Consider the following 26,856-nt stretch of genomic DNA (forward strand, 5'->3'; position numbering starts at 1 on the left):
GGCCGCGTAACGCGGCGCGCTCCCCTCCCCCTTGCGGGGAGGGGTCGGGGGTGGGGTGCATTGGGGTGCAAAGCCTCTGCGAACTTCACCAAGTGAGCTGCCGCCCCCAGAAATCCCCGCCGGTTTCCTTGTGTTTCAGGGGCTTTGGCGCTAAAAGCCCGGCACGTCCGCAGCCCCCGCACCCCTGGAGGCTTGCTGCGCCGTGCAACATGGGCCGCTTTGCGGCCTTTCGCATTTGAACCAGAGCCGTTTTTCGAAATCCGCGACCGGTCTCGGCGCGCTTGGAAACGGTTCACCTAAACAAGGACTTATACGATGGCGACCGTCAAGGAATTGAAGGCGACCGCGCGTCCGGCAGGCGGCAAGGGGGCCGCACGGGCAGAGCGTCGCGCCGGCCGAGTGCCCGGAGTGATCTATGGCGACAACAAGCCCCCGGTGACGATCTCGGTGGACGACACCGAACTGCGCGCCCGCATTCTGGCCGGCCGCTTCCTCACCACGATTTTCGACGTCGAACTCGACGGCCAGAAGCACCGCGTGATCCCGCGCGACTTCCACCTCGATCCGGTGCGCGATTTCCCGATCCATGTCGACTTCCTGCGGCTCGGTGAAGGCGCCCTGATCCGGGTCAGCGTTCCGTTGCATCTGAAGAACGCCGAAGGCGCGCCGGGCGTGAAGCGCGGCGGCACCGTCAACATCGTCACCCACACCGTGGAGCTCGAAGCCGAAGCCGAGAGCATTCCGCAGTTCATCGAAGCCGACGTCAGCCAGCTCGACATCGGCAGCTCGCTGCATCTGTCGGACGTGGTGCTGCCGAAGGGCGTCAAGACGCTGTCGCGCGAGGACCTCACGCTGGTGACCATCGTGCCGCCGTCCGGCTACGCCGAAGAACTCAAGGCGGCTGCGGCCGGCCCGGCGGCTGGTGCTGCTGCGCCCGCGGCGGCTCCGGCGGCTGGCGCCAAGGCGCCCGCGGCGGGTGCCAAGGCCCCGGCAGCTGGTGCCAAGGCTCCGGCGGCTCCGGCGGCGAAGAAGAAGTAAGGCGGCACGGACCGCCGCATCATGCGCCTGTTGGTGGGCCTCGGAAATCCTGGCGCGAAGTACCAGGGCAACCGGCACAATATCGGGTTCATGGTGCTCGACGAGATGGCGCGGCGTCATGGTTTCTCACCATGGCGCCGTCGCTTTCAGGGCGAGACCGCGGACGGCAGCATCGGCGGCGAACGCGTCACGCTGTTGAAGCCGCTCACCTACATGAACGACTCCGGCCGCGCGGTGCAGGACGCCGCGAGTTTCTTCAAGCTCGGCCTGCCCGATATCACCGTGGTGCACGATGAGATCGAGCTGCCTGCGGCCAAACTGCGGGTCAAGGTCGGCGGCGGCATCGCCGGACACAACGGGCTGCGCTCGATTTCGGCGCATGTCGGCAACGATTATCGGCGGGTGCGGATCGGCGTCGGTCACCCCGGCGCCAAGGAACTGGTGCACGGCCACGTGCTGAACGATTTCGCCAAAAGCGAGCGGCCGTGGGTCGAGGCGATGATCGAGGCGATCGTCGAACACGCCGGCTTGCTGGTCGATGGCCGCGACTCCACGTTCCAGAACAAGGTGCATCTGGCGCTGCAGGCCAAGGGATTTTTGGACAACAACGACGGGAGCGCTGCGTAGCGCGGCGCCGGTCGGAAGCAACGGATTTCAGGACAGGTCATGGGATTCAAATGCGGTATCGTCGGGCTGCCGAATGTCGGTAAGTCCACGCTGTTCAACGCGCTGACCGAAACCGCCGCAGCGCAGGCGGCGAACTATCCGTTCTGCACCATCGAGCCGAATGTCGGCGAAGTGGCGGTGCCGGATCCGCGGCTCGACAAGCTCGCCGCCGCCGGCAAATCGGCGCAGATCATCCCGACGCGGCTGACCTTCGTCGACATCGCGGGGCTGGTGAAGGGCGCCTCCAAGGGCGAAGGCCTCGGCAACCAGTTCCTCGCCACCATCCGCGAAACCGATGCGATCGCCCATGTGGTGCGCTGCTTCGTCGATGACGACATCACCCATGTCGAGGGCAAGATCGCGCCGATCAACGACATCGAGACCATCGAGACCGAGCTGATGCTGGCCGATCTGGAATCTCTCGAAAAGCGCGTCGACAATCTGACCAAGAAGGCCAAGGGCAACGACAAGGACGCCAAGGAACAGCTCGAGCTGGTCAACCGCGCCTTGGTGCTGCTGCGCGACGGCCGGCCGGCGCGGTTTCTCGAGCGCAAGCCGGAAGAGGAACGCGCCTTCGGCATGCTCGGCCTTCTGACCTCGAAGCCGGTGCTCTATGTCTGCAACGTCGAGGAAGGCTCCGCCGCCGAAGGCAACGCGTTCTCGCAGGCGGTGATGGCGCGCGCCAAGGAAGAAGGCGCGGTCGCGGTGGTGATTTCCGCCAAGATCGAATCCGAGATCGCCACCTTGTCGCGCGAGGAGCGGGTGGATTTCCTCGATACGCTGGGGTTGCACGAAGCCGGCCTCGACCGGCTGATCCGCGCCGGCTACGAGCTGTTGCATCTGATCACCTATTTCACCGTGGGGCCGAAAGAAACCCGCGCCTGGACCATCACCAAGGGCACCAAGGCGCCGCAGGGCGCAGCCGTGATCCACACCGATTTCGAAAAAGGCTTCATCCGCGCCGAGACCATCGCCTATGAGGACTACATCGCGTTCGGCGGCGAGGCCGGCGCCCGCGACAACGGCAAGCTGCGTCTCGAAGGCAAAGAGTACGTCGTCGCCGACGGCGACGTGATGCACTTCCGGTTTAATACTTAAGACATCGGCGCCGCGTCTCTTAACTACATCCGCGGCCGTCATCCTGAGCTGCGCGCCGATTTCAGCGTGGCCACGAATCACAGTCTATCGTGGCGCGCCTCGAAGGATGACAGCGACAAGTGCCGGTGGCCCATCCTTCGAGGCCCTCGCTTCGCTCGGGCACCTCAGGATGACGGAGTGCGCGTGGAGAGCGAGGCGCTGATCAAGACTGCCCATTGCAGCCGTCGGTTCACCGCAGCTGCCCCTGATCGCGGATTGCGCCGAGGTGTTCGTTGATCCGGAATACGATCAGCACGAACTCCGCGACGATTCGTGAAAAGATGATCCCGACGACGACGCTGGCGATGCTGGACAACACCAGGACGAAACCGCCGAACGGGCTGACCGCCATCGCCGCCAGGCCGGAGAAAACTCCCGAAATGCCGAACAGCATCGTCAGCACGATCACCAGCCAGTAGAACGTCTTGATAATGGTGGGGGTGATGAAGCGGTCCCACTGGAACAAATCGCGAAACTCAAACATTCATGGTTCTCCCGGCCGTATCAAAGACGAGGTCGCGGGTGAGCCCCGGACGCGCGTGTTGCGGCTTGTGATTGCTCCGAATAACGGCCACAATCGGGCTCCCCGCCGGCAATGCTCACATGACCCTCAGCTTCGAAGATTTCCCGCCCGGTCCTTTCGGCAGCTTCGGCCCGCGCCGCGTCAGCCGCGAGGAGATCATCTCCTTTGCCGCGGAGTACGATCCGCAGCCGATGCATCTCGACGACGAAGCCGCCAAGCACGGCATGCTGGGCGGGCTGTCGGGCTCCGGCTGGCACCTCTGCGCACTGATGATGCGGATGCTGTGCGACGGCTTTCTGTTGCGCACCGCCTCGCTCGGCTCCCCCGGGGTCAACGAGCTGCGCTGGCTGTCGCCGCTGCGGCCCGACGACGAATTGATGCTGGACGTCGAGGTGATCCAGAGCCGGGTCTCCAACAGCCGCCCGGACACCGGGATCGTCACCTTCGGCTGCCGGCTGCGCAACGCCGGCGGGCAGATCCTGCTTGAAGCCGTGACGCCCATCATTTTCAAGCGTCGCGACTCGGATGCGGCATAGGCAGGCAGCATGCAGTTCTTCGAAGACCTCGTCATTGGTCAGCGCCGCGAGCTGGGGTCGTTCACATTTACCGCCGAATTGATCAAGGCATTCGCCGAGCAATTCGATCCGCAGGCCTTTCATCTCGACGAAACCGCCGGGGAGCGATCATTGTTCGGCGGGCTTGCGGCTTCCGGCTGGCATATCGGCGCGGTCGGTATGAAGCTGCTGGTGGCCGATGGCGAGCGCCAGGCCGCCGAAGCGCTGGCGCGGGGCGAAACCCCCGCGGTGTGGGGACCGTCGCCGGGATTTCGCGACTTGCGTTGGATCAAGCCGGTGCTGGCGGGGGACAGCATCAGCTTCGCCAGCACGACCGAATCACTGCGCAGGTCGGAGTCGCGGCCGCAATGGGGAATCGTGCAAGCCCGCAATACCGGGACCAATCAGCGCAACGAGCTGGTCTTCTCTTTTCTTGCCTCGGCTTTTGTGCCACGACGTGCACCGGGGGCGTGACCGACGTCGCGGCACCGATCAAGATATTTAATCAAATGCTATCCATTTCGCGGGAATCGCGAGGGGAACGGCTGCCGCGTTAACAAGTTATGAACCTTGTACGGGCTTTGTGGGACAGATGAAGACGATGAACGAGACGGTGGGGACGATGGTGGCGGATCGGATGGGGTTGAAGATTGTAGGTTTCGTGTTTGCCACCGTCACGTTGGCAGTCATGATCACGACCGGAATGGTGGTCAAGGGTTACGCCGATGGCGCGTATTCGCTCGAGGTGCCGGCTCGGATGAGCAGCCGCTAGCAGCCAATCCGGTTCGCGCTGCGAACCGACCGATATTGCGAGACTGAACTGGCCGGGCTTGTCCCGGCCATTCGCGTTTTCAGTGTGATGTTCTGGAGATGATGCTGCGAGATTGCCGACGCGCCGGACCGCTCGGCCGGGCGCATCGGGCTCGACGGCAGCCTCAGTCGTGACGCAGGTTTTCCGAGGTGCGCTTCCACTGTGCCACGTTGTCGGCGATCATCCGGGTCGATTTCATCGCCGCCTGGCTGAGCTGTGCGTAGCCGGAGATCTCGCGCTGCACGCGCTGGCCTTCGGCGTGCAATAGATCGCGCAGCTCCTCGAGCTCGGAAACCAGATTTTCGATTTCGGTGAGCGACGTGCCGGCGACGCGCTGGATCAGCGAGTTGACGTTGTTGACGGTGGCCTCGGCGCTGGCGTCGGGCGCGGCGTCGGCGCCGATCGGCCCGGGCGTGGGCCGCCGCAAATAGGCGACATCGTTGCGCACGAAATCGCGGATGCCGGCTTCGACGTCGGACACCGCGGCGAGATTGTTGTCGATCTCGGCGCTTTCGAGCTTTTCTGGTGTGGCGTTCATCGGCTGTTTCCCTGGTTGCGTTGATCGAGCGCGGTCCCCCGCACGATGTAACAGCCCATCAGTCCAGGGTATTTTGGCCGCAGCGCGGCCGATCTGCGGCTGCGGGTCGGTGATTCGATGGAATGCGCGATGGCGCGGAAGTTTGCGGTCAGGCGATCTGAGGCAGATCGATCGGATGCCCGAGCACCTGCTCGACCAAATCGAAGGTGTCGATCACGATGCGCATGCTCACCAGTCGGCCGGCCTTGAACTGCGCGAAATGCGCCAGCCGCAGGCTGATCGGCTTGTTGGAATCGAGCGCGGTCAGCGAATAGCGGATCATCGAAGCCGCGGTATCCACGCCGAGCATCACCGCTTCGCGATCGAAGCGATGGACCCGCACGTTGTCGGCGATCTGGCTGCAGACCTCGAGCACCTCCGCCTTGCCGCGTTTGGGCCCGAAGAACGGGAACATATCGATCGGACCGTACATCCGCCAATCGACGTCGTCATCGAGCAGCGCGGCAAGGTCGTCGAATTGGCGTTCATTAAGGGCACGATGCAACGCGCGCGAAAAACGCCAGAGACTGTGCTCTGTCATCGGATCTCGTTTCTATACGGATTTTCAAATCAGCAGCGGTGCTTAGGACTCATTCTGAGTCCGCACCAAAATGCTGCATTCCTGATTTACATCACTGAACTAGTGTCAATCGACGAAAATGCAATAGAATTTGTTGCGGTAATCCCGCGGCGAAATCGTGGCGGGAAATCCGGCGTGAGGCGGCTGCCGACGCGAAGAGTTCGGTCAGTCGCGTTCGTTCAGCGGACGCTGCTCGATGTGGAGCTCACCGTCGCCGATGGCGATCACGCCGAACAGCACCGCGCCGCCGACCGCGCCGATCACGGCGCCGAGCGGCATCAGGGTGAAGAACACCAGCGTGCTGCTGGCCTCCTGCGGGGTATCGACGATTTCGGTCCAGGCGACGCCGATGCCGATTCCCGCCGCGCCGCCGCCGAGCAGGCCCAGCACCAACCCCAGCGCTGCCAGCAGCGCGATCTTCATCGTCATGCGAACTCGCAAATGATCCCCACCGGGGATTGGTCGCGGCCGCCGGTGAAAAGGTTCAGCGCGCCGGGCTACAGCGGCTTGCCGATCGTGACGTCGAGCGTGCCGATGCCGTCGACGCCGCAGGCGATGACGTCACCGGGGGCGAGTGCCGCGACGCCGGCCGGCGTGCCGGTCATGATGATGTCGCCGGCGCCGAGCGCCACTTGCTGGGATAGTTTCGCGATGATCTCCGGCACGTTCCAGATCATCTGCGCTAGATCGCCGCTCTGCCGCTCGCTGCCGTTCACCGACAACCAGATCCGGCCCTTGGTCGGATGACCGATGCTCGCGGCCGGCGCCAGCGCGCCGCACGGCGCCGACTGATCGAACGACTTGCCGATTTCCCAGGGCTGTTCCTTCTTGCGCGACGCCTGCTGCAGATCGCGCCGGGTCAGATCGATGCCGACGGCGTAGCCGAACACGCACTCCAGCGCGCGATCGGCCGGAATGTTGAGGCCGCCGCTCTTCAACGCCACCACCAGTTCGACCTCGTGATGCATGTCCTTGGTCAGCGGCGGGTAGGGGATGGTGGCGCCGTCCGGCGCGATCATGTCGGCGTGCTTGGCGAAGAAGAACGGCGGCTGCCGCTCGTCATTGCCCATCTCGCGGACGTGTTCGAGATAGTTGCGCCCGACGCACCAGATCCGCCGCACCGGAAAGCCGCGGCTGTCGCCGCTGACGGCGAGGGTGGGCTGCGCGGGGGCGGGGATCACGGTGGACGAAGCGGTCATGCTCGGACTTTCGATGCGGGACAGGATCAGGCGAGCGCAACGCGATCGCCGGCGGACGACGGTTAGTTACGCGGAGGCGGCGATCGGTAACACAGGCGTGGCGTCGCGATGCTGCAGCCGGAAGAACGAGGCATAGCGGCCGTCGCGGCGCAACAGATCGTCGTGGCGGCCGCGCTCGACGATCTCGCCGCCCTCGACCACCAGGATGGCGTCGGCGTTCATGATGGTGTGCAGCCGATGCGCGATCACGATGGTGGTGCGGTTCTGGCACAGCCGATCGATCGCCGCCTGCACCAATTTTTCGGATTCCGAATCCAGCGCCGCGGTGGCCTCGTCGAGCAGGATGATCGGGGCGTTCTTCACCAGCGCGCGGGCGATCGCGACGCGCTGGCGCTGGCCGCCGGACAATTGCGTGCCGTGCTCGCCGACCGGGGTGTCGTAGCCGAGCGGAAAACTCATGATGAAATCATGCGCGCTGGCGGCCTTCGCGGCGGCGACGATCTCGTCGTCGGTGGCGCCGATCTTGCCGAACGCGATGTTGCCGCGAATGGTGTCACGGAACAGATAGACGTCCTGGCCGACATAGGCAGTCTGCTGCCGCAGCGAACGCCGCGACACCGACTGCACCAATTGGCCGTCGATCAGAATGTCGCCGGACTGATACTCATAGAGCCGCAGCAGCAGCGACAGCACGGTGGACTTGCCGCCGCCGGAGGGGCCGACCAGCGCGGTGACCTTGCCGGGTTCGGCGACGAAGCTCATATGCGACAGCACCGGCTCGTTCGGCCGATAGGCGAAGTTGACGTCGCGCAGTTCGACGCGCGCTTCGGTCAGTCGCAGCGCCGGCTTGTCGCTGTCGTCGGGCTCCGAGGCCGGACTGTCGACGATCTCCAAGAGCATCTTGGCGCCGACCAGGCTGGAATTGAGCTCGATGTTGAGCCGCGCCAGCCGCTTCGCCGGCTCGTAGGCCAGCAGGAACGCGGTCAGGAACGAGAAGAACTGACCGGGCGTGGCGCCCATCGCCACCACGCGGTAGCCGCCATACATCAGCGAGGCGGCGATCGCCACGCCGCCCAGCGTCTCCATCAGCGGGCTGGCGCGGTTGGAGACCTTGGCCATCTTGTCGGCGGTGGCCTGCACCGCGGCGATGTTGGCGTCGATCCGCTCGCGCATGGTCTGTTCGAGCGTGAACGCCTTGACGGTGCGGATGCCCTGCAGGCTCTCCTGCATGGTCTCCAGAATGTCGGCATTGCCGGTGAATTGGTTGTGGGCGAGGCCCTTGATGCGGCGGACCAGCTTGCGGATCACCAGTAGCGCCGGCGGCGCGATCAGGAAGCCGAACAGCGCCATGAACGGGTCCTGCATCAGCATCACGGTGACCAGCGCGATCAGCGACAGCAGATCGCGGCCGACCGCGTTGATCAGCAGGCTGAGCACCTGGGTTACCGAGGTGGCGCCGGCGGACAGCCGCGCCAGGAACTCGGAGGAGTGGCGGTCGGAAAAGAACCCGACGCTCTCGCTCATCAGTTTGGCGAACAGCCGGCGCTGATTGTTGGCGAGGATGGCGTTGCTGATCTGCGACAGCATCACGGTCTGGCCGTAGGTCGCAGCGCCCTTCAGCGAAAAGATCACGATGGTGACGATCGACAGGATGGCGATGCCGCGCACGTCCCGATCGACATAGGCTTTGTTGATGACCTCGCCGAGCAGATAGGCCGACAACGCGGTGGCGCCGGCCGCCACCGCCATCATGGCGAACGCCGTCAGATAGCGGCGCCAATACACCGCGCCCTGTTCCATCACCAGGCGGCGGACCAGAATCATCGCGCCATAGGGATCGTCGGTTATCTTGCGTGGGGGTTCGGTCATCCGCGGTCCATCTGACGGCCAAGCAGCAAACGCCCGGGCGGTCGCCGCGAAACGCTCGTCTCCTTGCCCCCGATGGCGGGTTTTTTCAAGCCACTTCCGGGTGTTGTCCGGTGTCGGCAGGGCCAGAGCGGACCCGCTGCGAAGAAAAATCGGCTGTGAGCTCACGCCGTCACAGCCGCGACGGTTGAGGTGATCGTGTTCCGGGGGCGACGCGGCCCGCAGGGCCGCTTCGCTGAACCGGGACCGTTACGAGGCAGGCGTCTGGACCGTCACGATTGGATTGCTGGGAAGGCCGCGTTCCGTAACGGCCCCGGCTCTGCAGCGCGCCACGCCGCAAGGGCGGCGCGCCGCGCTGCGTCCGGGGCACGGCCAAGATGGGAGAAGCGTTGCGCCGCGTGAGGGCACGTCTCGCGGCAGAAAGAGCACGCTTCTCGTTTGACTGTCAGGCTGACAGCGCGTGTTGCAGGGGCCCCTGCCGCTCGCGGAGCAGTTTCTTTTCCCAGGCCAGCGCGTGAGCGACGATGGTGTCGAGGTCGTCGTAACGCGGCGTCCAATCCAGCGTGGCGCGAATCCGGGTGGTGTCGGCCACCATAGTCATGATGTCGCCGGGCCGGCGCGCGGCGGTCTGCACCGCGAAATTGCGTCCTGAGACCCGCCGCACCGCCTCAATCGTCTCGAGCACCGAAGTGCCGCGGCCGTAGCCGCAATTCAGCGTCACCGGCGCGCCGCCCTGGCGCAGATAGGCCAGCGCCGCGCGGTGCGCCTGCGCCAGATCGCTGACGTGGATGAAGTCGCGGATGCAACTGCCGTCCTTCGTCGGATAGTCGGCGCCGAACACGTCGATCTTGGCGCGCTGGCCGGTGGCGGCTTCGACCGCGATCTTCAACAGGTGCGTGGCGCCGACCGTGGCGAGGCCGATGCGCGCCTGCGGATCGGCGCCGGCGACGTTGAAATAGCGCAGCACCACGTAGTTCATGCCGTGCGCGGCGGCGGTGTCGTGCAGCATGATCTCGCTCATCAGCTTCGAGGAGCCGTAAGGCGACAGCGGCCGGGTCGGCGCGTGCTCCGGCACCGGCACCTGATCGGGATTGCCGTACACCGCCGCGGTCGACGAGAAGATGAAACGGCGGACGCCGCATTTCACCGCGACGCTGAGCAGGTTGCGCGTCGTCATGGTGTTGTTGTGATAGTAGCCGAGCGGATCGCGCAGCGAGGCCGGCACAACGACGGAGCCGGCGAAATGGATGATGGCGCTGACGCCATGGGCGGCGATCACGCCCTCGACCAGGTTCTCGTCGCCGGCGTCGCCGATGAACAGCGGCACGCCCTGCGGCAGCATCGCGGAAAAGCCGCTGGACAGATTGTCGATCACCACGACGGTCTCGCCGGCCTCAACCAGCGCGAGCACCATGTGACTTCCGATGTAGCCGGCGCCGCCGGTGACAAGCACGGTCATGAGATCGATCTCCCGTGAACATTTCGGAGCCGCGAACGCCGCACTGTTCCGGGACAAATTGTCGCCAAACCATGCAATTGCGGTATATCGGTGCCAATCATCGCCGCGTTTGCCGGTGAATACTCTCGGCAATCGACTTTATGGTTGCCAAACTGTAACGAGGACCGATGCCCTTTCAGGGCAATCCAAGTTCCGAATTTGCGTTGCAAGTGTGTAGTCGATGGCGTCAATGACCGGCATTCTCTTGATCAAGACCTCGTCGCTCGGCGACGTGGTGCACCAGATGCCGGCGGTCAGCGATGCCGCGCGCAACGATCCCGGGCTGCGGATGGCGTGGGTGGTCGAAGAGGCGTTCGCGCCGCTGGCGCGGCTGCATCCGGCGATCGCCGAGGTGATTCCGGTTGCGACGCGACGCTGGCGCAAGCAGATGTTCCGACGCGCGACCTGGAACGAGGTGGCGAATTTCGCCGCGCAGCTGCGCGAGTCGGATTTCGACAAGGTGATCGATACCCAGGGACTGATCCGCTCGGCGCTGATGGCGCGGGTCGCCAGCGGCGAGCGCCATGGCTACGACGCGCAGAGCATCCGCGAGCCGATCGCCGCGCGGTTTTACGACGTGACGCATACGGTCAGCCGCGCGCAGCATGCGGTGACGCGCAATCGGCTGCTGACCGGGCTGGCGCTGGGCTATCAGCCGCAGGGCGCGGTCGACTACGGCTTGCAACGACCGCCGCGCAGCGACGCCACGCCCTATGCGGTGCTGCTGCACGGCACTTCGCGGCCGGCGAAGGAATGGCCGGAGGCGGATTGGATCGCGCTGGGCCTGGCGTTGCAGCGGCGCGGGCTCGAACTGGTGCTGCCGTGGGGCTCGGAAGCCGAGCGGCTGCGCAGCGAGCGATTGGCGGCGGCGATCCCGAACAGCCGCGTGTTGCCGCGGCAGTCGCTCGACGGCACCGCGCAGGTCATCGCGGGCGCCGCGATCGTGGTCGGCGTCGACACCGGCTTGCTGCATCTCGCGGCGGCCTATCGGGTGCCGCTGGTGGCGATTTTCATCAGCACCGATCCGGGCCTGACCGGGCCGGTCGGATCCGGGCCGATGACGGTGGTCGGCGGCAAGATAGGCGCGCCATCGGCGCCGCAGGCGATCGAGGCGGCGGAACGTTTGCTGGATCAGCCGGCGGTGGACGCTTCGGCGAGCAGCTGAGCGACGAAGCCGTCGAGATCGCCGCCTTTGAACAGATGGCCGGGCAGGCCGGCGGCGTTTGCGGCCTCGATGTCGATCGCGCTGTCGCCGATCACGAAGCTTCGCTCGCGGATCACCGGCCAGGACGCCATCAGGTCGAGGATCATGCCGGGCGCCGGCTTGCGGTGCTCGCTGACGCGGCGATAGGCCGCGACAACGCCGTCCGGATGATACGGGCAGTAGCGGATGTCGTCGATCCGGGCGTTCTGGCCGCGCAATTCCGCGGTCATCCAGCCATGCAGCGCTTCGACGTCGGCCTCGGAAAACATCCCGCGGGCGACGCCGGACTGGTTGGAGATCAGGAAAACGAAATAGCCGGCGTCGTTGAGCCGGCGGATCGCCGCGGCGACGCCGGGCATCCAGCGGAAGCGGTCGCGGGTTCCGATATAATGGTCGTTGTAATTGATGACGCCGTCGCGATCGAGAAACGCCGCAGGTTTTCGTGCGACGCCATTCATGGTTGCGCCGCCGGCAGCCCGGCCTCGGCAAGCGCGGCAAACGCCGCCTCGGTGACGTCGCCGGCCGCAATGTCGCGCATGCATTTGTGATGCACCATGCGGCAGGTCGGCTTGTGGCAGGGCCGGCACGGCACCTCGGTCTTGGTCTCGATCACCGCGGTGATCGGGTTGAGCGGCGCGTAATGCCAGGCGCTGGTCGGGCCGAAAATCCCGATGGTCGGCTGGCCGATCGCGGCCGACACGTGCAACAGCCCCGAATCGTTGGAAATCACCAGATCGGCGGCGGCCAGCGCCAGAATGCCGTCGCGCAAATCCTTGCCGGTGAGGTCGCGGGCGAGCGGGCCCGCGGCGGCGACGATCGCCTCGGCCGCCGGTGTTTCGCCGGGGCCGCCGATGACCCAGACCTCATAGCCCTGCGCGGTCAGCGCTTGCGCGGCGTCGGGATAATAGCTCCAGCGCTTGGAGGGGCCGACCGCGCCGGGCGCCAGCGCCACCACAGGGCGCTCGCCGAGCCCGCGGCCGTGCCGCCAGCGGGCGATCTCGTCGGCTGGCACCTGCAATTGCGGCTCCGGCCAATCCATCGGCAGCTCGATACCGGCGGGCAGCGCCAGCGCGGCGCAGCGGTCGATCATCCGCGGCAGCGCGCGTTCGCCGCGGCGCCAGTCGTTCAACAGGCCGAAGCGGACCTCGCCGATAAAGCCGGTACGTTGCGGGATACCGGCAAGCCATGGCGCGATGGTGGATTTGAAGGTCCGCGGCATCACCAACGCGGCGCCGTAATGCTCCGCCCTGAAGCGGGCCGCCAGCGCCCGCTGCTGGTCGAGCGCCAGCTGGCCGCGCGGCAGGTCCCAGACGATGCCCTGGCGCACCCCGGGCATGTAATCGACCAGCGGCGCGCACAGCGAGGTGGTCAGCACGTCGACCGGACGATCCGGCCAGCGGTCCTTGAGGACCCGCACCACGGTATGGCAGCGGACGAAATCGCCGATCCACATATAGGGGATCAGCAGCACCGGGCTGGTCTCAGTCCGGTCCCGCGCCGTCGCCAATCCCGATAACAATGAAGCATAGTTCATTATTTTAAAAATCCGGTTCTGCGCACGGGGGTGGCAGGGCCAGCCCGATAGCGCCTCCGCCGCCGGGCGTCCAGCCGGGATTTCGTCATGTGAATGCCGCGGCGGGGTGCGCCCGCTCGGGTTGCCTGCCGCGGCGGAGTGGGGCAAAGCTGGCCGCGCTCGAGTTCCGAAATCAAGTCAGGACATGGAATGCTGCTGGTGACCGGAGGGGCCGGTTTTATCGGGTCGAACGTCGTGGCCGCGCTGAACGACGCCGGCCGCGCCGACGTCGCGGTGTGCGACGTGCTCGGCCACGACGGCAAATGGAAGAATCTGGCCAAGCGCCAGCTCGCGGATGTCGTGCCGCCGGGCGAGCTGATGGGCTGGCTGCAGGGCCGCAGGCTCGACGCCATTATCCACATGGGCGCGATCTCGGAGACCACCGCGACCGACGGCGACCTGGTGATCGAGACCAATTTCCGGCTGTCGATGCGGCTGTTGGACTGGTGCACCGCCAACAAGGTGCCGCTGATCTATGCCTCGTCGGCCTCGACCTATGGCGATGGCGAGCAGGGCTTCAAGGACGATCAATCCGTCGCCGCGTTGAAACAGCTGCGGCCGATGAACCTGTATGGCTGGAGCAAGCATCTGTTCGATCTTGCGGTCGCCGAACGCGCCGCGCGCGGCGACCAGTTGCCGCCGCAATGGGCCGGGCTGAAGTTTTTCAACGTGTTCGGCCCCAACGAATATCACAAGGGCAGCATGATGAGCGTGCTGGCCAAGCGGTTCGACGACGTCAAATCCGGCCGCGTGGTGCAGTTGTTCAAGTCGCACCGCGCCGGCATCGAAGACGGCGACCAGCGCCGCGACTTCATCTATGTCGACGACGTGGTGCGGGTGATGACCTGGCTGTTGGCGACGCCGTCGGTCAGCGGCATCTTCAACGTCGGCACCGGGCATGCCCGCAGCTTCCGCGACCTGATCCTGTCGGCCTATGCGGCGCTCGGCGCCAAGCCGAACATCGAATATATCGACATGCCGGAAAGCATTCGCGGCAGCTACCAATACTTCACCGAGAGCGAAGGCGAGCGGTTGCGCGCCGCCGGCTACAATGGCGGCTTCACCGCGCTGGAAGACGCGGTCGCGCACTACGTCAAAGGCTTCCTCGACGCCGAGGACCGCTTCCGGTGACCACAACGGGATATTTGCACTGATGCTCGACTTCGAAGCGGTGTTGCCTGCGATCGGCCGCCAGACCGTGCTGTGCGTCGGCGACCTGATGCTCGACGAATTCGTCTATGGCGAGGTGTCGCGGATTTCGCCCGAAGCGCCGGCGCCGGTGATCGCCGTACAGCGCAGCGAGATCAATGTCGGCGGCGCCGGCAACGTCGCGCGCAATATCGCAGCGCTTGGGGCGCGCTGCATTTTCGTCGGGCTGATCGGCGACGACGCCGCCGGCCGCACGCTCAGCGCGGCGCTGGCGGCCGAGCCGCTGATCGAGCCGGTGCTGGTGTGCGACGAGAGCCGCCCGACCACCCGCAAGGTGCGGTTCGTGTCGGCGCATTTTTCCACCCACATGCTGCGCGCCGATTGGGAAATCGCCGCGCCTGCTTCGCTGATGGTCGAACAGCAACTGATCGACGCGATCCTGCAGCAATTGCCGGCAGCCGATATCGTGCTGCTGTCGGACTACGCCAAGGGCGTATTGACCGCGCGGCTGATCCGCGAGGTGATCGACGCCGCGCGCAAGTTGAACAAGCGGGTGATCGTCGACCCGAAGAGCCCAAATTTCGCGCTGTATCGCGGCGCCACGCTGCTGACGCCGAACCGCAAGGAATTCGCCGAGGCGACCCGTAGCCGCGCCGACAGTCAGGCAGAAATCGCCGCAAGCGCGCGCGAGGCGATCGCGGTGGCCGATTGCGAGGCGATCCTGGTCACGCAAAGCGAGCAGGGCATGACGCTGGTGCCGCGCGACGGCGAAGCGATCCACGTGCCGGCGCATCCGGTGAAGGTGCGCGACGTCTCCGGCGCCGGCGACACCGTGGCCGCGGTGCTGGCGGTGATGCTGGCGGCCGGCGCCGATTGGGACGTGGCGTTGCGCGCCGCCAATGCCGGCGCCGCGGTGGCGGTCAGTAAGAACGGCACCGCCAGCGTCACGCTCGGCGAATTGCGCCGCAAGGTGCTGCCGCCGGCGTCGCTCGCCGCTGAAGAGAAGATCGTCGCGGCCGGCGGCGACCTCGAACCGCATCTCGTGGAATGGCGCGCCGAGGGGCTGCGGATCGGCTTCACCAATGGCTGCTTCGACATTCTGCATCCCGGCCACGTCAAGGTGCTGACCGCGGCGCGCGGCGCCTGCGACCGGCTGATCGTCGGGCTCAACAGCGACGCCTCGGTGAAGCGGCTGAAAGGCGAGAGCCGTCCGGTGCAGGACGAGCGCGCCCGCGCCGAAGTGCTGGCGGCGCTCGAAGCCGTCGATCTTGTGGTGATCTTCGAGGAGGACACGCCGCTGCAACTGATCACCAGGATCGTGCCGAGCGTGTTGGTGAAAGGCGGCGACTACACCCGCGAGCAGGTGGTCGGTCATGAGATCGTCGCGGCGCAAGGCGGCGAGGTGGTGCTGGTCGACATCCTGCCGGGCCACTCCACCACAACGCTGGTGGCCCGCGCGCAGAACGGCAAAGCGTGAGCGCATGAGCATCCTGGTCACCGGAGCGGCCGGCTTCATCGGCTTCCATGTCGCCCGCGAACTGCTCGCGGCCGGCCACCATGTGGTCGGGCTCGACAGCCTCAACGATTACTACGATCCGGCGCTGAAGCGTGCCCGGCTCTCGCTGTTGCAGGCCGACGCGCAATTCGAGTTCGTGCAGGCCGATCTCGCCGACCGCGCGGCGATCGCCGATTTGTTCGTGCGCGAAAAATTTCCGGTGGTGATCCATCTCGCGGCGCAGGCCGGGGTGCGCTACTCGATCAGCCATCCGTACGCCTATGTCGACGCCAATCTGCAGGGCTTCATCAACGTGCTGGAGGGCTGCCGCCACAACGGCTGCCAGCATCTGATCTATGCGTCGTCGTCGTCGGTGTACGGCGCCAACACCAAACTGCCGTTCTCGGTCGCCGACCGCACCGATCATCCGGTCAGCCTCTACGCCGCAACCAAGAAGGCCAACGAGGTGATGGCGCACAGCTACAGCCATCTGTATCGGCTGCCGACCACGGGGTTGCGCTTCTTCACCATCTACGGGCCGTGGTATCGGCCCGACATGGCGCTGTTCCTGTTCGCCAAGGCGATCGTCGCGGGCCAGCCGATCAAGCTGTTCAATCATGGCAAGATGCGCCGCGATTTTACCTATATCGACGACGTCACCGCGGTGGTTTCGCGGCTGATCGATCGCGTGCCGCAAGCCGGCGCCGAGGCGTTCGGCACCGCGCCGGCGAAGATCTACAATGTCGGCAATCATCACCCCGAGGATTTGATGCGCGTGGTGGCGCTGTTGGAGCAGGAACTCGGCCGCGAGGCCAAGAAGGACATGCTACCGATGCAGCCCGGCGACGTTCCGGAAACGTTCGCCGACGTAAGCGATTTGATTCGCGATGTCGGCTTCAGTCCGGCCACCGCGATCGAGCACGGCATCGGCAAATTCGCGGCCTGGTATCGGTATCACTACCAGGTTTGACCGGCGCTAGATTAGAAGCTCCCGAGATTCGGTTGCATTTTGCCGTCCCTCGCGCGTGTAATTGTTTGAATCAAAACGTGTATGATAACAATTGAGCGACATTCGCCAGGCCCCGGGCGACGTGCTAGGAGGACGCAGGGTTCCGTTGGAACCGACCACATTAGTTCGAGGCTTGATATGATTTCCCGCGAATTCGACTTGGGCAAGGAACGCGCGTTGCGCGTTGGCGTCGTCGGCGCCGGTGTGATGGGCACCAATCACGGCCGGGTGCTGGCCGGCTTGCCCGGCATCGTGCTGGTCGGGATCGTCGATCCGCTGCCCGATCATCGCGACCGCGCCAGCCAGCTGATCGGCTGTCCGACCTTCGCCACGCTCGATGAACTATGCGAGGCCGGCGTCGATGCGGTGACCATCGCGGCGCCGACCCATCTGCATCATGACGTCGCCATCGCCTGTATCAATCGCGGCATTCATGTGCTGGTCGAAAAGCCGGTGGCGTCGACGGTGCAGGAAGGCCGCGAGATCGTTGCTGCCGCCAAGCGCGCCGGCGTGACGCTGATGGTCGGCCATGTCGAGCGCTTCAATCCGGCGGTGGCCGCGATCAAGCACGCCATCGAAGGCGAAGATATTCTGTCGATCGGCATCACCCGGGTCGGGCCGTTTCCGCCGCGGATGTCCAATGTCGGCGTGGTGATCGATCTTGCGGTGCACGACATCGATCTGATCCGCTGGTTCACCGAATCCGAAATCATCGACGTGCAGCCGCAGCTGTCCAGCGCCATCGCCGAGCGCGAAGATATCGCGCTGTTGCAGTTCCGCACCGCCTCCGGCGTGCTGGCGCATATCAACACCAACTGGCTGACGCCGTTCAAGGCGCGCAACGTCACCATCGCCACCCGCGGCAAATACGTGCAGGGCGATCTGTTGACCCGTCAGGTCACCGAATGCTTCGGCTTCCAGCCCGACGGCAGCTACTCGATGCGGCATCTGCCGGTCGGTCACGACGAACCGCTGCGCGCCGAGCTGATCGCCTTCGTCGAGTCGGTTCGGACTGGCGGCCCCGCCGCGGTGACCGGCGAAGAGGGCGTCGCCAGCCTGGAAATCGCGATCAAGTGCCTGGAGTCGCGCGCCGTGCCTGCCGCTGCGACCTTCCGCAAGGCGCCGCGCCGCGCCGCCGGCTAACCGCCACCGGCCAACACGCGCGCCGGCCTTGCTCAGCATCGGCGCCGGCGCGCGGATCATCCCACCCCAATCGTAATAGGGCGTCATGAATCAGCATATCCGACCCGACCCCGTGGCTTTCATCGACATCGGCGCGCAGCGCCGAAGGCTAGGCACCGCGATCGACGAGGCGGTCGGCCGGGTGTTGACGCATTGCCAATTCGTCAGCGGCCCGGAAGTCACCCAGCTCGAGACCGAACTCGCCGCCTACACCGGCGCCAAGCACGTCATCAGCTGCGCCAGCGGCACCGATGCGCTGCTGATGGTGCTGTTGGCGCAGGGCATAGGCCCCGGCGACGCGGTGTTCTGCCCCTCCTTCACCTTCTGCGCTACCGGCGAGGCCGCGGCGCTGACCGGAGCGTCGCCGGTATTCGTCGACGTCGATCCGGTCACCTACAACATGGACGTGGAATCGCTGAAGCGCGGCATCGCCACCGCGAAGCGGCTCGGCCTGAAGCCGAAGGCGATCATCCCGGTCGATCTGTTCGGCCAGCCCGCCGATCATGACGCGATCGCCGCGGTCGCCGCGGCCGAAGGCCTGTTCGTGCTCGACGACGCCGCGCAAGGCTTCGGCGCCACCTACCAGGGCCGGCGGATCGGCACATTGGCGCTCGCCACCGCGACCAGCTTCTTTCCGGCCAAGCCGCTCGGCTGCTACGGCGACGGCGGCGCGATCTTCACCGACGACGACGCGCTCGCCGAGCGCTTGCGCAGCATCCGGGTGCACGGCCAGGGCAGCGACAAATACGACAACGTCCGGCTCGGCCTCACCGGCCGGCTCGACACCATCCAGGCCGCGGTGCTGATCGAGAAGCTGAAGATCTTCGACGACGAGATCGCAGCCCGCAACAAGGTCGCGGAGCGCTACGCGCAAAGCCTCGGCAACATCGTCACCGTGCCGCGCGTGACCGAGGGCAATCACTCGATCTGGGCCTGCTACACCATCCGGCTGCCGAACGGCACCGACCGCGACGGCTTCGCCGCGAAGCTCAAGGCGCAGGGCGTGCCGAGCGCGGTGTATTACGTGAAGTCGATGCATATGCAGACGGCTTACGCGAAGTATCCGGTCGTCGATGGCGGTCTGCCGGTCGCCGAGGAACTGTCCGCCGACGTCATCAGCCTGCCGGTGCACGCCTATCTCGACGCCCCGACCCAGGACCGGGTGATCGCCGCGGTGCGCGACGCGCTGGCGTAGCGTCACTGGTGTGCTGTGCGCGGTTAGGGTGAGTCCCGATTGCCAAGATCGCGCACTGAGTTATTTGGGCGCGCAATTAGCCCCGTCATGCCCGGACTTGTTCCGGGCATCCACGCCCACGAGCGAGGCGTAACCCGTATCCGTGGATGGCCGGGACAAGCCCGGCCATGACGCGGAGAGGGTGCGGGTTTTCGGGGATATTGGGGGCGTCGATCCGCTTGGCATTCAAAGCGTGACCGCCGATCCCGTTGACCGAGCGGAATGGTGTTGGCAGGCGGATTTCCAATATTCCCCAAATCGCGGTTTTGCATCTTCCCTTGATGCTGTAGAAGCGGCTGATGCTCAGGCGTATCTTCACCGTCGGCGGCTTTACCCTGTTGTCGCGGCTCACCGGCTTCGCGCGCGATATCATGCTGGCGGCGATTCTCGGCGCCGGGCCGATCGCCGACGCGTTCTTCGTGGCGCTGCGGCTGCCCAATCATTTCCGCGCGATCTTCGCCGAGGGCGCCTTCAACGCCGCCTTCGTGCCGGCCTATGCGCATGTCCGCGGCGAACGCGGCGAGATTTCGGCGCGGCTGTTCGCCGACCGCATCTTCACGCTGCTGTTCGCGTCGCAGTTGCTGCTGCTGGTGATAGCGCTGTTCTTTATGCCGCAGATGATGAGCATCCTGGCGCCGGGGTTCTCCGACGATCCGGCGCAGCGGGCACTGGCGATCGATCTGACCCGGATCACCTTTCCCTATCTGTTGCTGATCACGCTGGTGACGCTGTATGGCGGCATGCTCAACGTGATGCAGCGCTTTGCCTCCGCGGCCGCCGCCTCGATCTTTCTCAACATCTCGATGATGGCGACGCTGGCGCTGGCGGCGTTATTTCCCAGCGCCGGCCACGCCGCCGCCTGGGGCGTGCTGATCTCCGGCTTCCTGCAATATGTCCTGCTGGCCGGCGATCTGTCGCGGCATGGCGGGTTGCCGCGGTTTGCGATGCCGAAGCTCGATCTCGACGTCCGCGGCTTTTTCCGCGCGCTGGGGCCGGCGACGCTGGGCTCGATGGGCACGCAAGTCGCACTGTTCGCCGACACCATCATCGCCACATTTCTACCGGCCGGCGCGCTGTCGGCGCTGTACTACGCCGACCGGCTCAATCAGCTGCCGATTGGGGTGATCGGCATTGCCATCGGCACCGTGCTGCTGCCGGAAATGTCGCGGCAGCTGACCTCCGGCGACGACGTCGGCGCCAAGGCGTCGCAGCGCCGCGCCTTCGAATTCACGCTGCTGTTCTCGGTGCCGTTCGTGGCGGCGTTCCTCACCGTGCCGGACGTCATCATGCGGGCGATGTTTGCGCGCGGCGCCTTTACCAAGGCGGACGCGGTGGCGGCCGGCGCGACGCTGGCTGCGTATGCCATCGCGCTGGTGCCGTTCGTGCTGATCCGCAGCGCGGTGGCGCCGTTCTACGCCCGCAAGGACACCGCGACCCCGATGAAGGCGGCGCTGACCGGGATCGCAGTCAACGTCGCGCTGAAGGTGGCGCTGGTCGGCGCGCTGGCGCAGGTTGGCCTCGCGCTGGCCACCGCGGTCGGCGCCTGGATTAATCTGTTGCTGGTGATCGGCTTCGCGGTGCGCGCCGGCTATCTCGAGATCGACCGCGCGCTGACGCTGGCGATCGCCAAGTTTGTCGCCGTGGGCCTGCTGCTTGGTGCCGCGTTGTGGGCGACCGCGCGGTACGCCGCGCCTTATCTGGCGCAGCTCAGCGCGCTGCGCGACGAGGCCGCGCTGGCGCTGTTGATCGGCGTCGGCGCGCTGGTCTATGGCGCGGCGATTCTGTTGCTGTTCGGCACCCGCTGGCTGCGCGCGCTGCTGCGCGGCTGACGGCTTTGGCCGCGGCTATTTCAGATTGCCGAGCACCATGCTGGCTGCGTCCATATAGACCTTGACCAGCGGCGCCACGAAGCGATGCGCCTTGGTCTTCGACACCAGCGTGTCGTGCAGCACCAGATGATCGATCCCGGTGGTAAGGAAGCAGATCACGGCGTCGCGCGGCGTCTCCACGATCGGCTCGCCCTTGACGTTGAACGAGGTGTTGACCAGCACCGGCACCCCGGTCAGCGCCTCGAATTCCTTCAACAGCCGATACAGCTTCGGGTTGGTCGCCTCCGCCACGGTCTGGATCCGCGCGGTGCCGTCGACGTGAACGATCGCCGGGATCTTGTCGCGCCATTCCGGCCGCACCGTTTTCGCCATCAGCATGAATGGTGAATCGCCTTTGCCCTCGAAGATCTCGTCGGCGCGCTCTTCCAGCACGATCGGCGCGAACGGTCGGAACGGCTGGCGGTGCTTGACCCGGCTGTTGAGGATGTCCTTCATCTCCGGCCGCCGCGGATCGGCGATCAGGCTGCGGTTGCCGAGCGCGCGCGGGCCGAATTCCGAGCCGCCCTGAAACCAGCCGATCACCTTCTGCTCGGAGAGCAGTTTCGCCGTCACTGCGCAGATGTCGTCGTGGCGCACCGCCTCGGTCTGCGCCCGCACCATCAGCCGCTGCGTCGCAGCCGCGACCTCGGCCTCGGGATAGGTTTTTCCAATGTAGGAGTGCTTCATCTCGAAGCTGCGCGGCTGTTGCTGGATCGCGTGCAGGCCGTAATAGGCGCAGCCGATGGCGATGCCGTCGTCGCCGGCGGCGGGCTGGATCCAGACATTGTCGAAGCCGGCCTCGCGCGCCAGCCGGCCGTTGGCGACGCAGTTCAGCGCCACGCCGCCGGCGATCACCAGGTTCTTGGCGCCGGTGGTTTCGCGCAGCCAGCGCGCCCGCGCCAGCAGCACCTTTTCGGTGTCGTCCTGCACCCGCCAGGCGAGGTCTTCCCAATGCCGCATCGACGGGCTGTCTTCCCACTTGCCGGGGCGGTCGACGACATAGGGCTGGTTCAGTTCGGCGGTCCAGCGCGGCACGCTCAGCACGTTGTCCTCGATCTGCAGCAGCGGCTTGACCTGATCGCGGCGGCCGTAGGGCGCGAGCCCCATCAGCTCGCCGCATTTGTTCCAGTCGCCGAAGATGTAGGTTGAAGCCCGGCTGTACAGCGCGCCGAGCCCGGGCATGTTGGTGAATTCGTCGCTGAAGAAGCCGCGGTCGGGCTCCATCCAGACCTTCTTCACGCAGTCCAGCCTGGTACCGCTGAACGTGTAGTAGCTTTCCGATTCGCGCGCCAAGGGTGTCGCGGTGTCGGCGGCGGGGAACGGCTCCATGACGTCGGAGCGATAGCTGCCGACGCCGTCGACGATCATGATCGCGCCCTCGTCGAACGGCGACACCGCGAACGCGCTGTAGGCGTGTGCCAGATGGTGCGAGATCGTCATCACCTTGGCGGACTTGCTGCGATACCACGGATGCGCCGCGGCCTCGGCCCGCTCATATTCCGGCAGGAACCCCGGCATGTCCTGATAGGCCAGCCGCTCCTCCATTTCCGGCACCGGCAGGATGTAGCAGTTGCGCACCACCAGATCGACGTCGGCGAGCGCGATGCCCTCGGCGGCCAGGCAATAGTCGATCGCCTGCTTGTAGAAGCCGCTGGCGTGCTTCTCGCGGGTGATCCGTTCTTTGGCGATGCCGACCACGATCTCGCCGTCGCGCAACAGGCATGCGCTGACGTCGTGGTCATAGGTGTTGAGCCCGAGAATGTAGTTGTGCTGCTTGGCCATGAACCGTCTTCTGAGGAAAGGCCGCGGCAGCCAAGTACCATACTCGCTGCAGGGCAGGGGAGGGCGCGACGAAAACCGCCGTCGCGTTGCTTATAGCGCGCCGGGCGCAACGCTCTAACCAATCTTTGGTTGCGCGAAGCTGGGCAGCGGTTGCTCGATCGCAAAAAATCTTTTCGCCGCATTCATCGTGCTGCATAGCACAGCGAGCCGCGATACGGTTCGTTCCACTGTTCTCAACTGTCTGAACGAACGTTCACGTCTAATCCAAGCTTGACCACCGGAGCGGCTTGATCTTACTCTGGTAGGCGAGGCTACAGACACACCAAGGCTGATTTGGAATGCACTGACGGACGGCCTGTCTCGCGCCTTCACGTTGGGGACGACGACCACGGTTCCAGTGCTCGACCGGAGATTTTAACAATGGCTCAGAATGTCCCCCGCAGCATTCTCGCGCGCTGCCTCGCAGCGATCGCGCTCGTCGGCATTTATTGCGTCAGCATCGTCGGCACCTCGGCGGTGTTGCTGGCCGCCAGCACCAGCTCTGCATCCGCCCAGCGCGGCCGCGGTCGCGGCGGTGGCTTCTATCGCGGCGGCGGCTATCGCGGTGGCGGCTTCTATCGTGGCGGCGGACGTGGCTGGGGCCGCGGTCGCGGTTACGGCTTCTACGGCGCGCCGATCGTCAGGCCGGGCTGTTACTACAGCCGCCGTTGGGGCCGGGTGATCTGCCCCTATTGATGCCGGCCTGATCGCCGTAAGGCGATCCGCCGATTGAGAATCCCAAACGGGTGTGCCGGCGCTGTCGGCACACCCGTTTTGTTTGCCGGCTGCCTTGGCTGCGCTAGGGCGCGAATGCCGTTTGCGCCGCCTGACGATCCGCTGCAATATGGTCGAAAAGGCCTCGCAGCCAACCGGAGGAACAATGGCTCCCATCAAATTCGGCGTCGGTCACAGCGTGCGTCGCAAGGAGGATGACGCGCTGCTTCGCGGCAAGGGCCGCTACACCGACGATCATGCGCCGCAGGCCACCGCTTATGCGCTGATGCTGCGCTCGCCGCACGCCCACGCCACGTTCACCATCGATGCCGACCGCGCCCGCACGCGCCCCGGCGTGCTGACCATCCTGACCGGGGACGACGTCAAGGAACTCGGCGGTCTGCCCTGCTTGTTCAATCTGCCGGACAATCCGTTCAAGGCGCCGGACTATCCGATCCTGGCGCAAGGCGAGGTGCGCCACGTCGGCGACGCGGTGGCGTTCGTGGTGGCGGAAACCTTGCCCCAGGCGCGCGACGCGCTCGAGGCGATCGAGGTGGAGTGGACGCCGCTGCCCGCCGTGGTCGGCGTGGTCAACGCGGTGAAGCCCGACGCCCCGCAGGTCTGGCCGCAATTTCCCGGCAACGTGCTGTTCGACGTGCCGATCGGCGACAAGGCCGCGACCGATGCGGTGTTCGCCAAGGCGCATGCCATCGCCGAGATCAACATCGTCAACCCGCGCATCATCACCAACTACATGGAAACCCGCGCGGTGGTCGCCGAATACGATGCCAAGCGCGATCACCTGACGCTGACCATCGGCAGCCAGGGCAGCCATCGGCTGCGCGACATTCTGTGCCAGACCGTGCTGAAGATCCCGGTCGATAAGATGCGGGTGATCTGCCCCGACGTCGGCGGCGGCTTCGGCACCAAGCTGTTTCCCTATCGCGAATACGCGCTGGCTGGCTTCGCTGCGCGAAAACTGCGCCGCAGCGTGAAATGGGCCGCCGACCGCGCCGATCATTTCGTCGGCGACGCGCAGGGCCGCGACAACGTCACCAAAGCCCGGATGGCGCTTTCCGAGGACGGCAAGTTTCTCGCCATGGACGTCGACCTGATCGGCGACATGGGCGCCTATCTGTCGACCTTCGGCCCCTACGTTCCGTTCGGCGGCGCCGGGATGTTGCCTGGATTGTACGACATCAAGACGTTTCACTGCCGGGTGCGTACGGTGTTCAGCAACACCGTGCCGGTCGACGCCTATCGCGGCGCCGGGCGCCCCGAGGCGGCCTATGTGATCGAACGGCTGGTCGATGCCGCGGCGCGCAAGCTCGGGATGACGCCGGACGCGATCCGCCGCAAGAATTTCATCCCGCCCCGCGCGATGCCCTACACCACCGCCACCGGCAAGGTTTACGATTCCGGCGACTTCGCCGCGCATCTGAAACGCGCGATGGAGGTCGGCAACTGGAAGGATTTCCCGCGGCGCGCCAAGGCTGCCAAGAAGCAAGGCCTGGTGCGCGGCATCGGGCTCGCGTCCTACGTCGAGGTCTGCGGCACCATGGGCGAGGAGACCGCCAATCTGCGGCTCGACTCGAATGGCGACGTCACCATCCTGATCGGCACCCAATCCAGCGGCCAGGGCCATCAGACCGCCTATGCGCAGATCGTCGCCGAACAATTCGGCCTTCAGCCGGAGCGCGTCCACATCGTGCAGGGCGACACCGACCAGATCGCCACCGGGCTCGGCACCGGCGGCTCGGCTTCGATTCCGTCGGGCGGCGTCGCCGTCGAACGCGCCACCCGCAAACTCGGCGCCAACCTGCGCGAGATCGCCGCCGACGCGCTGGAGGCCGGCGCCGCCGACCTCGAGATCAGCGACGGCACGGTGCGGGTCGCCGGCACCGACCGCTCGATTTCGTTCGCCGACCTCGCCAAACGTCCGGGCGTCGATCCGGCCAAGCTCGCCACCAGCGACAAGTTCTCCAGCGCCGACGGCACCTATCCGAACGGCACGCATCTGGTCGAGGTCGAGATCGATCCCGCCACCGGCAAGATCGCCATCGTCAACTACGTCATCGTCGACGATTTCGGCGTCACGCTGAATCCGCTGCTGCTCGCCGGCCAAGTGCATGGCGGCACCATGCAGGGCATCGGCCAGGCGTTGATGGAGCAGGCGGTGTACGATCCGCAGGACGGCCAGCTGATCACCGGCAGCTTCATGGACTACGCGCTGCCGCGCGCCGCCGACGGCGCGCCGATCACGTTCGAAACCCACAACGTGCCCTGCAAGACCAATCCGCTCGGGGTCAAGGGCGCGGGCGAGGCCGGCGCGATCGGCTCATGCCCGGCGGTGGTCAACGCCATCATCGACGGCCTGTGGCGGGACTATCATATCGATTCGATCGACATGCCGGCGACCCCGGAGCGGGTGTGGATGGCGATCCGCGACCACGAACGGCAGCATCGGCTGTAGTTCGCGCTCACGCACGATTGAACGAGATCGTCACAGCAATGGTACGATCATGGGGCGACAAGGATTTGCCGCGCATTTCGCCGCAGTGGCGGAGCGAGCGTTTTCTGGTAGCGCTTGCGCCCGCAGCGGTGTCGCCGCGTGAGCACGCGAGCGGCAGCCGTCGCGTCGAGAATTTGTCCGATCGCCGATCGGAATCAGCAGGGAGCGATTGAATGTTACGAACCGCCATCGTGATCGGGAGCTTGGTCCTCGGCGCCAGCGTGGTCGTCGCGCAGCAGGATCTGGTCAACCAGACCCAGATGCTGATGAAAGGCAACGGCAAGAATCTCGCCACCGTGCTGGCGCCGATCGCCAAGGGTGAGAAGCCCTACGATCAAGCCGCGGTCAATGCGGCGCTGGCGCAGTTCGAAGACACCGCCAAGAAACTGCCGACGCTGTTTCCCGCCAGCGTCAAGGGCCTGAAGCCGGCCGACAGCGATTATTCGTCGTCGCCGAAGATCTGGGACAGCCGCGCCGATTTCGACGCCCATATCGCCAGCTTCACCAAGGCGGTCGCCGACGCCAAGGCCAAGATCAAGGATGTCGACACGCTGAAGGTCTCGGTTCAAGCGATCGGCAAGGAATGCAGCGGCTGCCACGAAACGTTCCGGCTGAAGAACACTTAACCCGGCGGGCAACCTTTCGG

The 26,856-nt window shown here is 65.7% G+C and carries 26 protein-coding genes; 16 read left to right on the forward strand and 10 right to left on the reverse strand.

Going from position 1 to position 26,856, the window contains the following annotated elements; translation table 11 throughout:
* Positions 1-315: 315 nt before the first annotated feature.
* From RPC_RS07120 to ychF, 3 genes are read left to right on the forward strand one after another with little or no spacing between them, the layout of a single operon-like run.
* Entirely contained in the window at positions 316-1,038 is a 723-nt protein-coding gene (locus RPC_RS07120; protein WP_011471882.1) for a 50S ribosomal protein L25/general stress protein Ctc, read from the forward strand.
* 21 nt (positions 1,039-1,059) lie between these two features.
* Complete coding sequence (pth, locus tag RPC_RS07125; RefSeq protein WP_011471883.1) at positions 1,060-1,665, forward strand: aminoacyl-tRNA hydrolase; 606 nt, start codon at positions 1,060-1,062, stop codon at positions 1,663-1,665.
* 39 nt (positions 1,666-1,704) lie between these two features.
* Entirely contained in the window at positions 1,705-2,802 is a 1,098-nt protein-coding gene (gene ychF / locus RPC_RS07130; RefSeq protein ID WP_011471884.1) for a redox-regulated ATPase YchF, read from the forward strand.
* Between the two features lie 229 nt (positions 2,803-3,031).
* On the opposite strand, the gene RPC_RS07135 is transcribed toward ychF, so the two are convergent.
* Positions 3,032-3,325 (reverse strand): DUF4282 domain-containing protein, encoded by a 294-nt coding sequence (locus RPC_RS07135; RefSeq protein WP_011471885.1) that lies wholly within the window; start codon positions 3,323-3,325, stop codon positions 3,032-3,034.
* A 119-nt stretch (positions 3,326-3,444) separates the two neighbouring features.
* Between RPC_RS07135 and RPC_RS07140 the strand changes: the two genes are divergently transcribed.
* The 3 genes from RPC_RS07140 to RPC_RS07150 all read left to right on the forward strand — a co-directional run bounded on the left by RPC_RS07140 (position 3,445) and on the right by RPC_RS07150 (position 4,690).
* Positions 3,445-3,900 (forward strand): MaoC family dehydratase, encoded by a 456-nt coding sequence (locus tag RPC_RS07140; RefSeq protein ID WP_011471886.1) that lies wholly within the window; start codon positions 3,445-3,447, stop codon positions 3,898-3,900.
* 9 nt (positions 3,901-3,909) lie between these two features.
* On the forward strand, positions 3,910-4,392 hold the full coding sequence (locus tag RPC_RS07145; RefSeq protein ID WP_011471887.1) for a MaoC family dehydratase: 483 nt from the start codon (positions 3,910-3,912) through the stop codon (positions 4,390-4,392).
* Positions 4,393-4,519: 127 nt separating this feature from the next.
* A complete protein-coding gene (locus tag RPC_RS07150) occupies positions 4,520-4,690 on the forward strand; it encodes a hypothetical protein (protein ID WP_011471888.1) in 171 nt (56 codons plus the stop codon).
* Positions 4,691-4,853: 163 nt separating this feature from the next.
* On the opposite strand, the gene RPC_RS07155 is transcribed toward RPC_RS07150, so the two are convergent.
* From RPC_RS07155 to galE, 6 genes are all read right to left on the reverse strand, one after another.
* The gene (locus tag RPC_RS07155) at positions 4,854-5,267 is read right to left on the reverse strand and encodes a hypothetical protein (protein ID WP_011471889.1); all 414 of its coding nucleotides are present in this window, start codon (positions 5,265-5,267) and stop codon (positions 4,854-4,856) included.
* A 148-nt stretch (positions 5,268-5,415) separates the two neighbouring features.
* Complete coding sequence (locus RPC_RS07160) at positions 5,416-5,847, reverse strand: nuclear transport factor 2 family protein (protein WP_011471890.1); 432 nt, start codon at positions 5,845-5,847, stop codon at positions 5,416-5,418.
* 204 nt (positions 5,848-6,051) lie between these two features.
* Positions 6,052-6,315 (reverse strand): hypothetical protein, encoded by a 264-nt coding sequence (locus tag RPC_RS07165; RefSeq protein ID WP_415914807.1) that lies wholly within the window; start codon positions 6,313-6,315, stop codon positions 6,052-6,054.
* Positions 6,316-6,383: 68 nt separating this feature from the next.
* Positions 6,384-7,085 carry a fumarylacetoacetate hydrolase family protein gene (locus tag RPC_RS07170; RefSeq protein WP_011471892.1) on the reverse strand — a complete coding sequence of 234 codons (702 nt, stop codon included), beginning with the start codon at positions 7,083-7,085 and terminating at the stop codon, positions 6,384-6,386.
* Positions 7,086-7,151: 66 nt separating this feature from the next.
* Positions 7,152-8,954 carry an ABC transporter ATP-binding protein gene (locus RPC_RS07175; RefSeq protein ID WP_011471893.1) on the reverse strand — a complete coding sequence of 601 codons (1,803 nt, stop codon included), beginning with the start codon at positions 8,952-8,954 and terminating at the stop codon, positions 7,152-7,154.
* Positions 8,955-9,396: 442 nt separating this feature from the next.
* Entirely contained in the window at positions 9,397-10,410 is a 1,014-nt protein-coding gene (galE, locus tag RPC_RS07180; RefSeq protein ID WP_011471894.1) for a UDP-glucose 4-epimerase GalE, read from the reverse strand.
* Positions 10,411-10,639: 229 nt separating this feature from the next.
* Here galE and waaC point away from each other — a divergent pair, with 229 nt between their 5' ends.
* The gene (gene waaC, locus RPC_RS07185) at positions 10,640-11,614 is read left to right on the forward strand and encodes a lipopolysaccharide heptosyltransferase I (protein WP_041801498.1); all 975 of its coding nucleotides are present in this window, start codon (positions 10,640-10,642) and stop codon (positions 11,612-11,614) included.
* Here the strand turns inward: waaC and RPC_RS07190 are convergent.
* Both RPC_RS07190 and waaF read right to left on the reverse strand, forming a co-directional pair.
* Entirely contained in the window at positions 11,581-12,111 is a 531-nt protein-coding gene (locus RPC_RS07190) for a D-glycero-alpha-D-manno-heptose-1,7-bisphosphate 7-phosphatase (RefSeq protein WP_011471896.1), read from the reverse strand. The genes waaC and RPC_RS07190 overlap by 34 nt on opposite strands.
* Positions 12,108-13,187 carry a lipopolysaccharide heptosyltransferase II gene (waaF, locus tag RPC_RS07195; RefSeq protein ID WP_011471897.1) on the reverse strand — a complete coding sequence of 360 codons (1,080 nt, stop codon included), beginning with the start codon at positions 13,185-13,187 and terminating at the stop codon, positions 12,108-12,110. Before waaF ends, RPC_RS07190 begins: the two co-directional genes overlap by 4 nt.
* A 189-nt stretch (positions 13,188-13,376) precedes the next feature.
* Here waaF and rfaD point away from each other — a divergent pair, with 189 nt between their 5' ends.
* The 6 genes from rfaD to murJ all read left to right on the forward strand — a co-directional run bounded on the left by rfaD (position 13,377) and on the right by murJ (position 21,124).
* Complete coding sequence (gene rfaD, locus RPC_RS07200) at positions 13,377-14,357, forward strand: ADP-glyceromanno-heptose 6-epimerase (protein WP_011471898.1); 981 nt, start codon at positions 13,377-13,379, stop codon at positions 14,355-14,357.
* Positions 14,358-14,379: 22 nt separating this feature from the next.
* Positions 14,380-15,852: a D-glycero-beta-D-manno-heptose-7-phosphate kinase gene (gene rfaE1 / locus RPC_RS07205; RefSeq protein WP_011471899.1), complete on the forward strand. Its 1,473-nt coding sequence runs from the start codon at positions 14,380-14,382 to the stop codon at positions 15,850-15,852.
* A 4-nt stretch (positions 15,853-15,856) separates the two neighbouring features.
* Positions 15,857-16,840, forward strand: coding sequence for an NAD-dependent epimerase (locus tag RPC_RS07210; RefSeq protein ID WP_011471900.1), 984 nt, complete (start codon positions 15,857-15,859; stop codon positions 16,838-16,840).
* A gap of 177 nt (positions 16,841-17,017) precedes the next feature.
* The gene (locus tag RPC_RS07215; RefSeq protein WP_011471901.1) at positions 17,018-18,022 is read left to right on the forward strand and encodes a Gfo/Idh/MocA family oxidoreductase; all 1,005 of its coding nucleotides are present in this window, start codon (positions 17,018-17,020) and stop codon (positions 18,020-18,022) included.
* A gap of 85 nt (positions 18,023-18,107) precedes the next feature.
* Entirely contained in the window at positions 18,108-19,256 is a 1,149-nt protein-coding gene (locus RPC_RS07220; protein WP_011471902.1) for a DegT/DnrJ/EryC1/StrS family aminotransferase, read from the forward strand.
* Between the two features lie 338 nt (positions 19,257-19,594).
* Positions 19,595-21,124 carry a murein biosynthesis integral membrane protein MurJ gene (murJ, locus tag RPC_RS07225; RefSeq protein WP_011471903.1) on the forward strand — a complete coding sequence of 510 codons (1,530 nt, stop codon included), beginning with the start codon at positions 19,595-19,597 and terminating at the stop codon, positions 21,122-21,124.
* A 15-nt stretch (positions 21,125-21,139) separates the two neighbouring features.
* On the opposite strand, the gene RPC_RS07230 is transcribed toward murJ, so the two are convergent.
* Entirely contained in the window at positions 21,140-22,945 is a 1,806-nt protein-coding gene (locus RPC_RS07230) for a carbamoyltransferase family protein (protein ID WP_011471904.1), read from the reverse strand.
* A 420-nt stretch (positions 22,946-23,365) separates the two neighbouring features.
* Here RPC_RS07230 and RPC_RS07235 point away from each other — a divergent pair, with 420 nt between their 5' ends.
* From RPC_RS07235 to RPC_RS07245, 3 genes are all read left to right on the forward strand, one after another.
* Positions 23,366-23,680 carry a hypothetical protein gene (locus tag RPC_RS07235; RefSeq protein ID WP_041801501.1) on the forward strand — a complete coding sequence of 105 codons (315 nt, stop codon included), beginning with the start codon at positions 23,366-23,368 and terminating at the stop codon, positions 23,678-23,680.
* A gap of 184 nt (positions 23,681-23,864) precedes the next feature.
* Entirely contained in the window at positions 23,865-26,171 is a 2,307-nt protein-coding gene (locus tag RPC_RS07240) for a xanthine dehydrogenase family protein molybdopterin-binding subunit (RefSeq protein ID WP_011471906.1), read from the forward strand.
* Positions 26,172-26,383: 212 nt separating this feature from the next.
* Complete coding sequence (locus RPC_RS07245) at positions 26,384-26,836, forward strand: c-type cytochrome (RefSeq protein WP_011471907.1); 453 nt, start codon at positions 26,384-26,386, stop codon at positions 26,834-26,836.
* Positions 26,837-26,856: the final 20 nt, after the last annotated feature.

The sequence above is a fragment of the Rhodopseudomonas palustris BisB18 genome, assembly GCF_000013745.1.
GTDB lineage: Bacteria > Pseudomonadota > Alphaproteobacteria > Rhizobiales > Xanthobacteraceae > Rhodopseudomonas_A > Rhodopseudomonas_A palustris_F.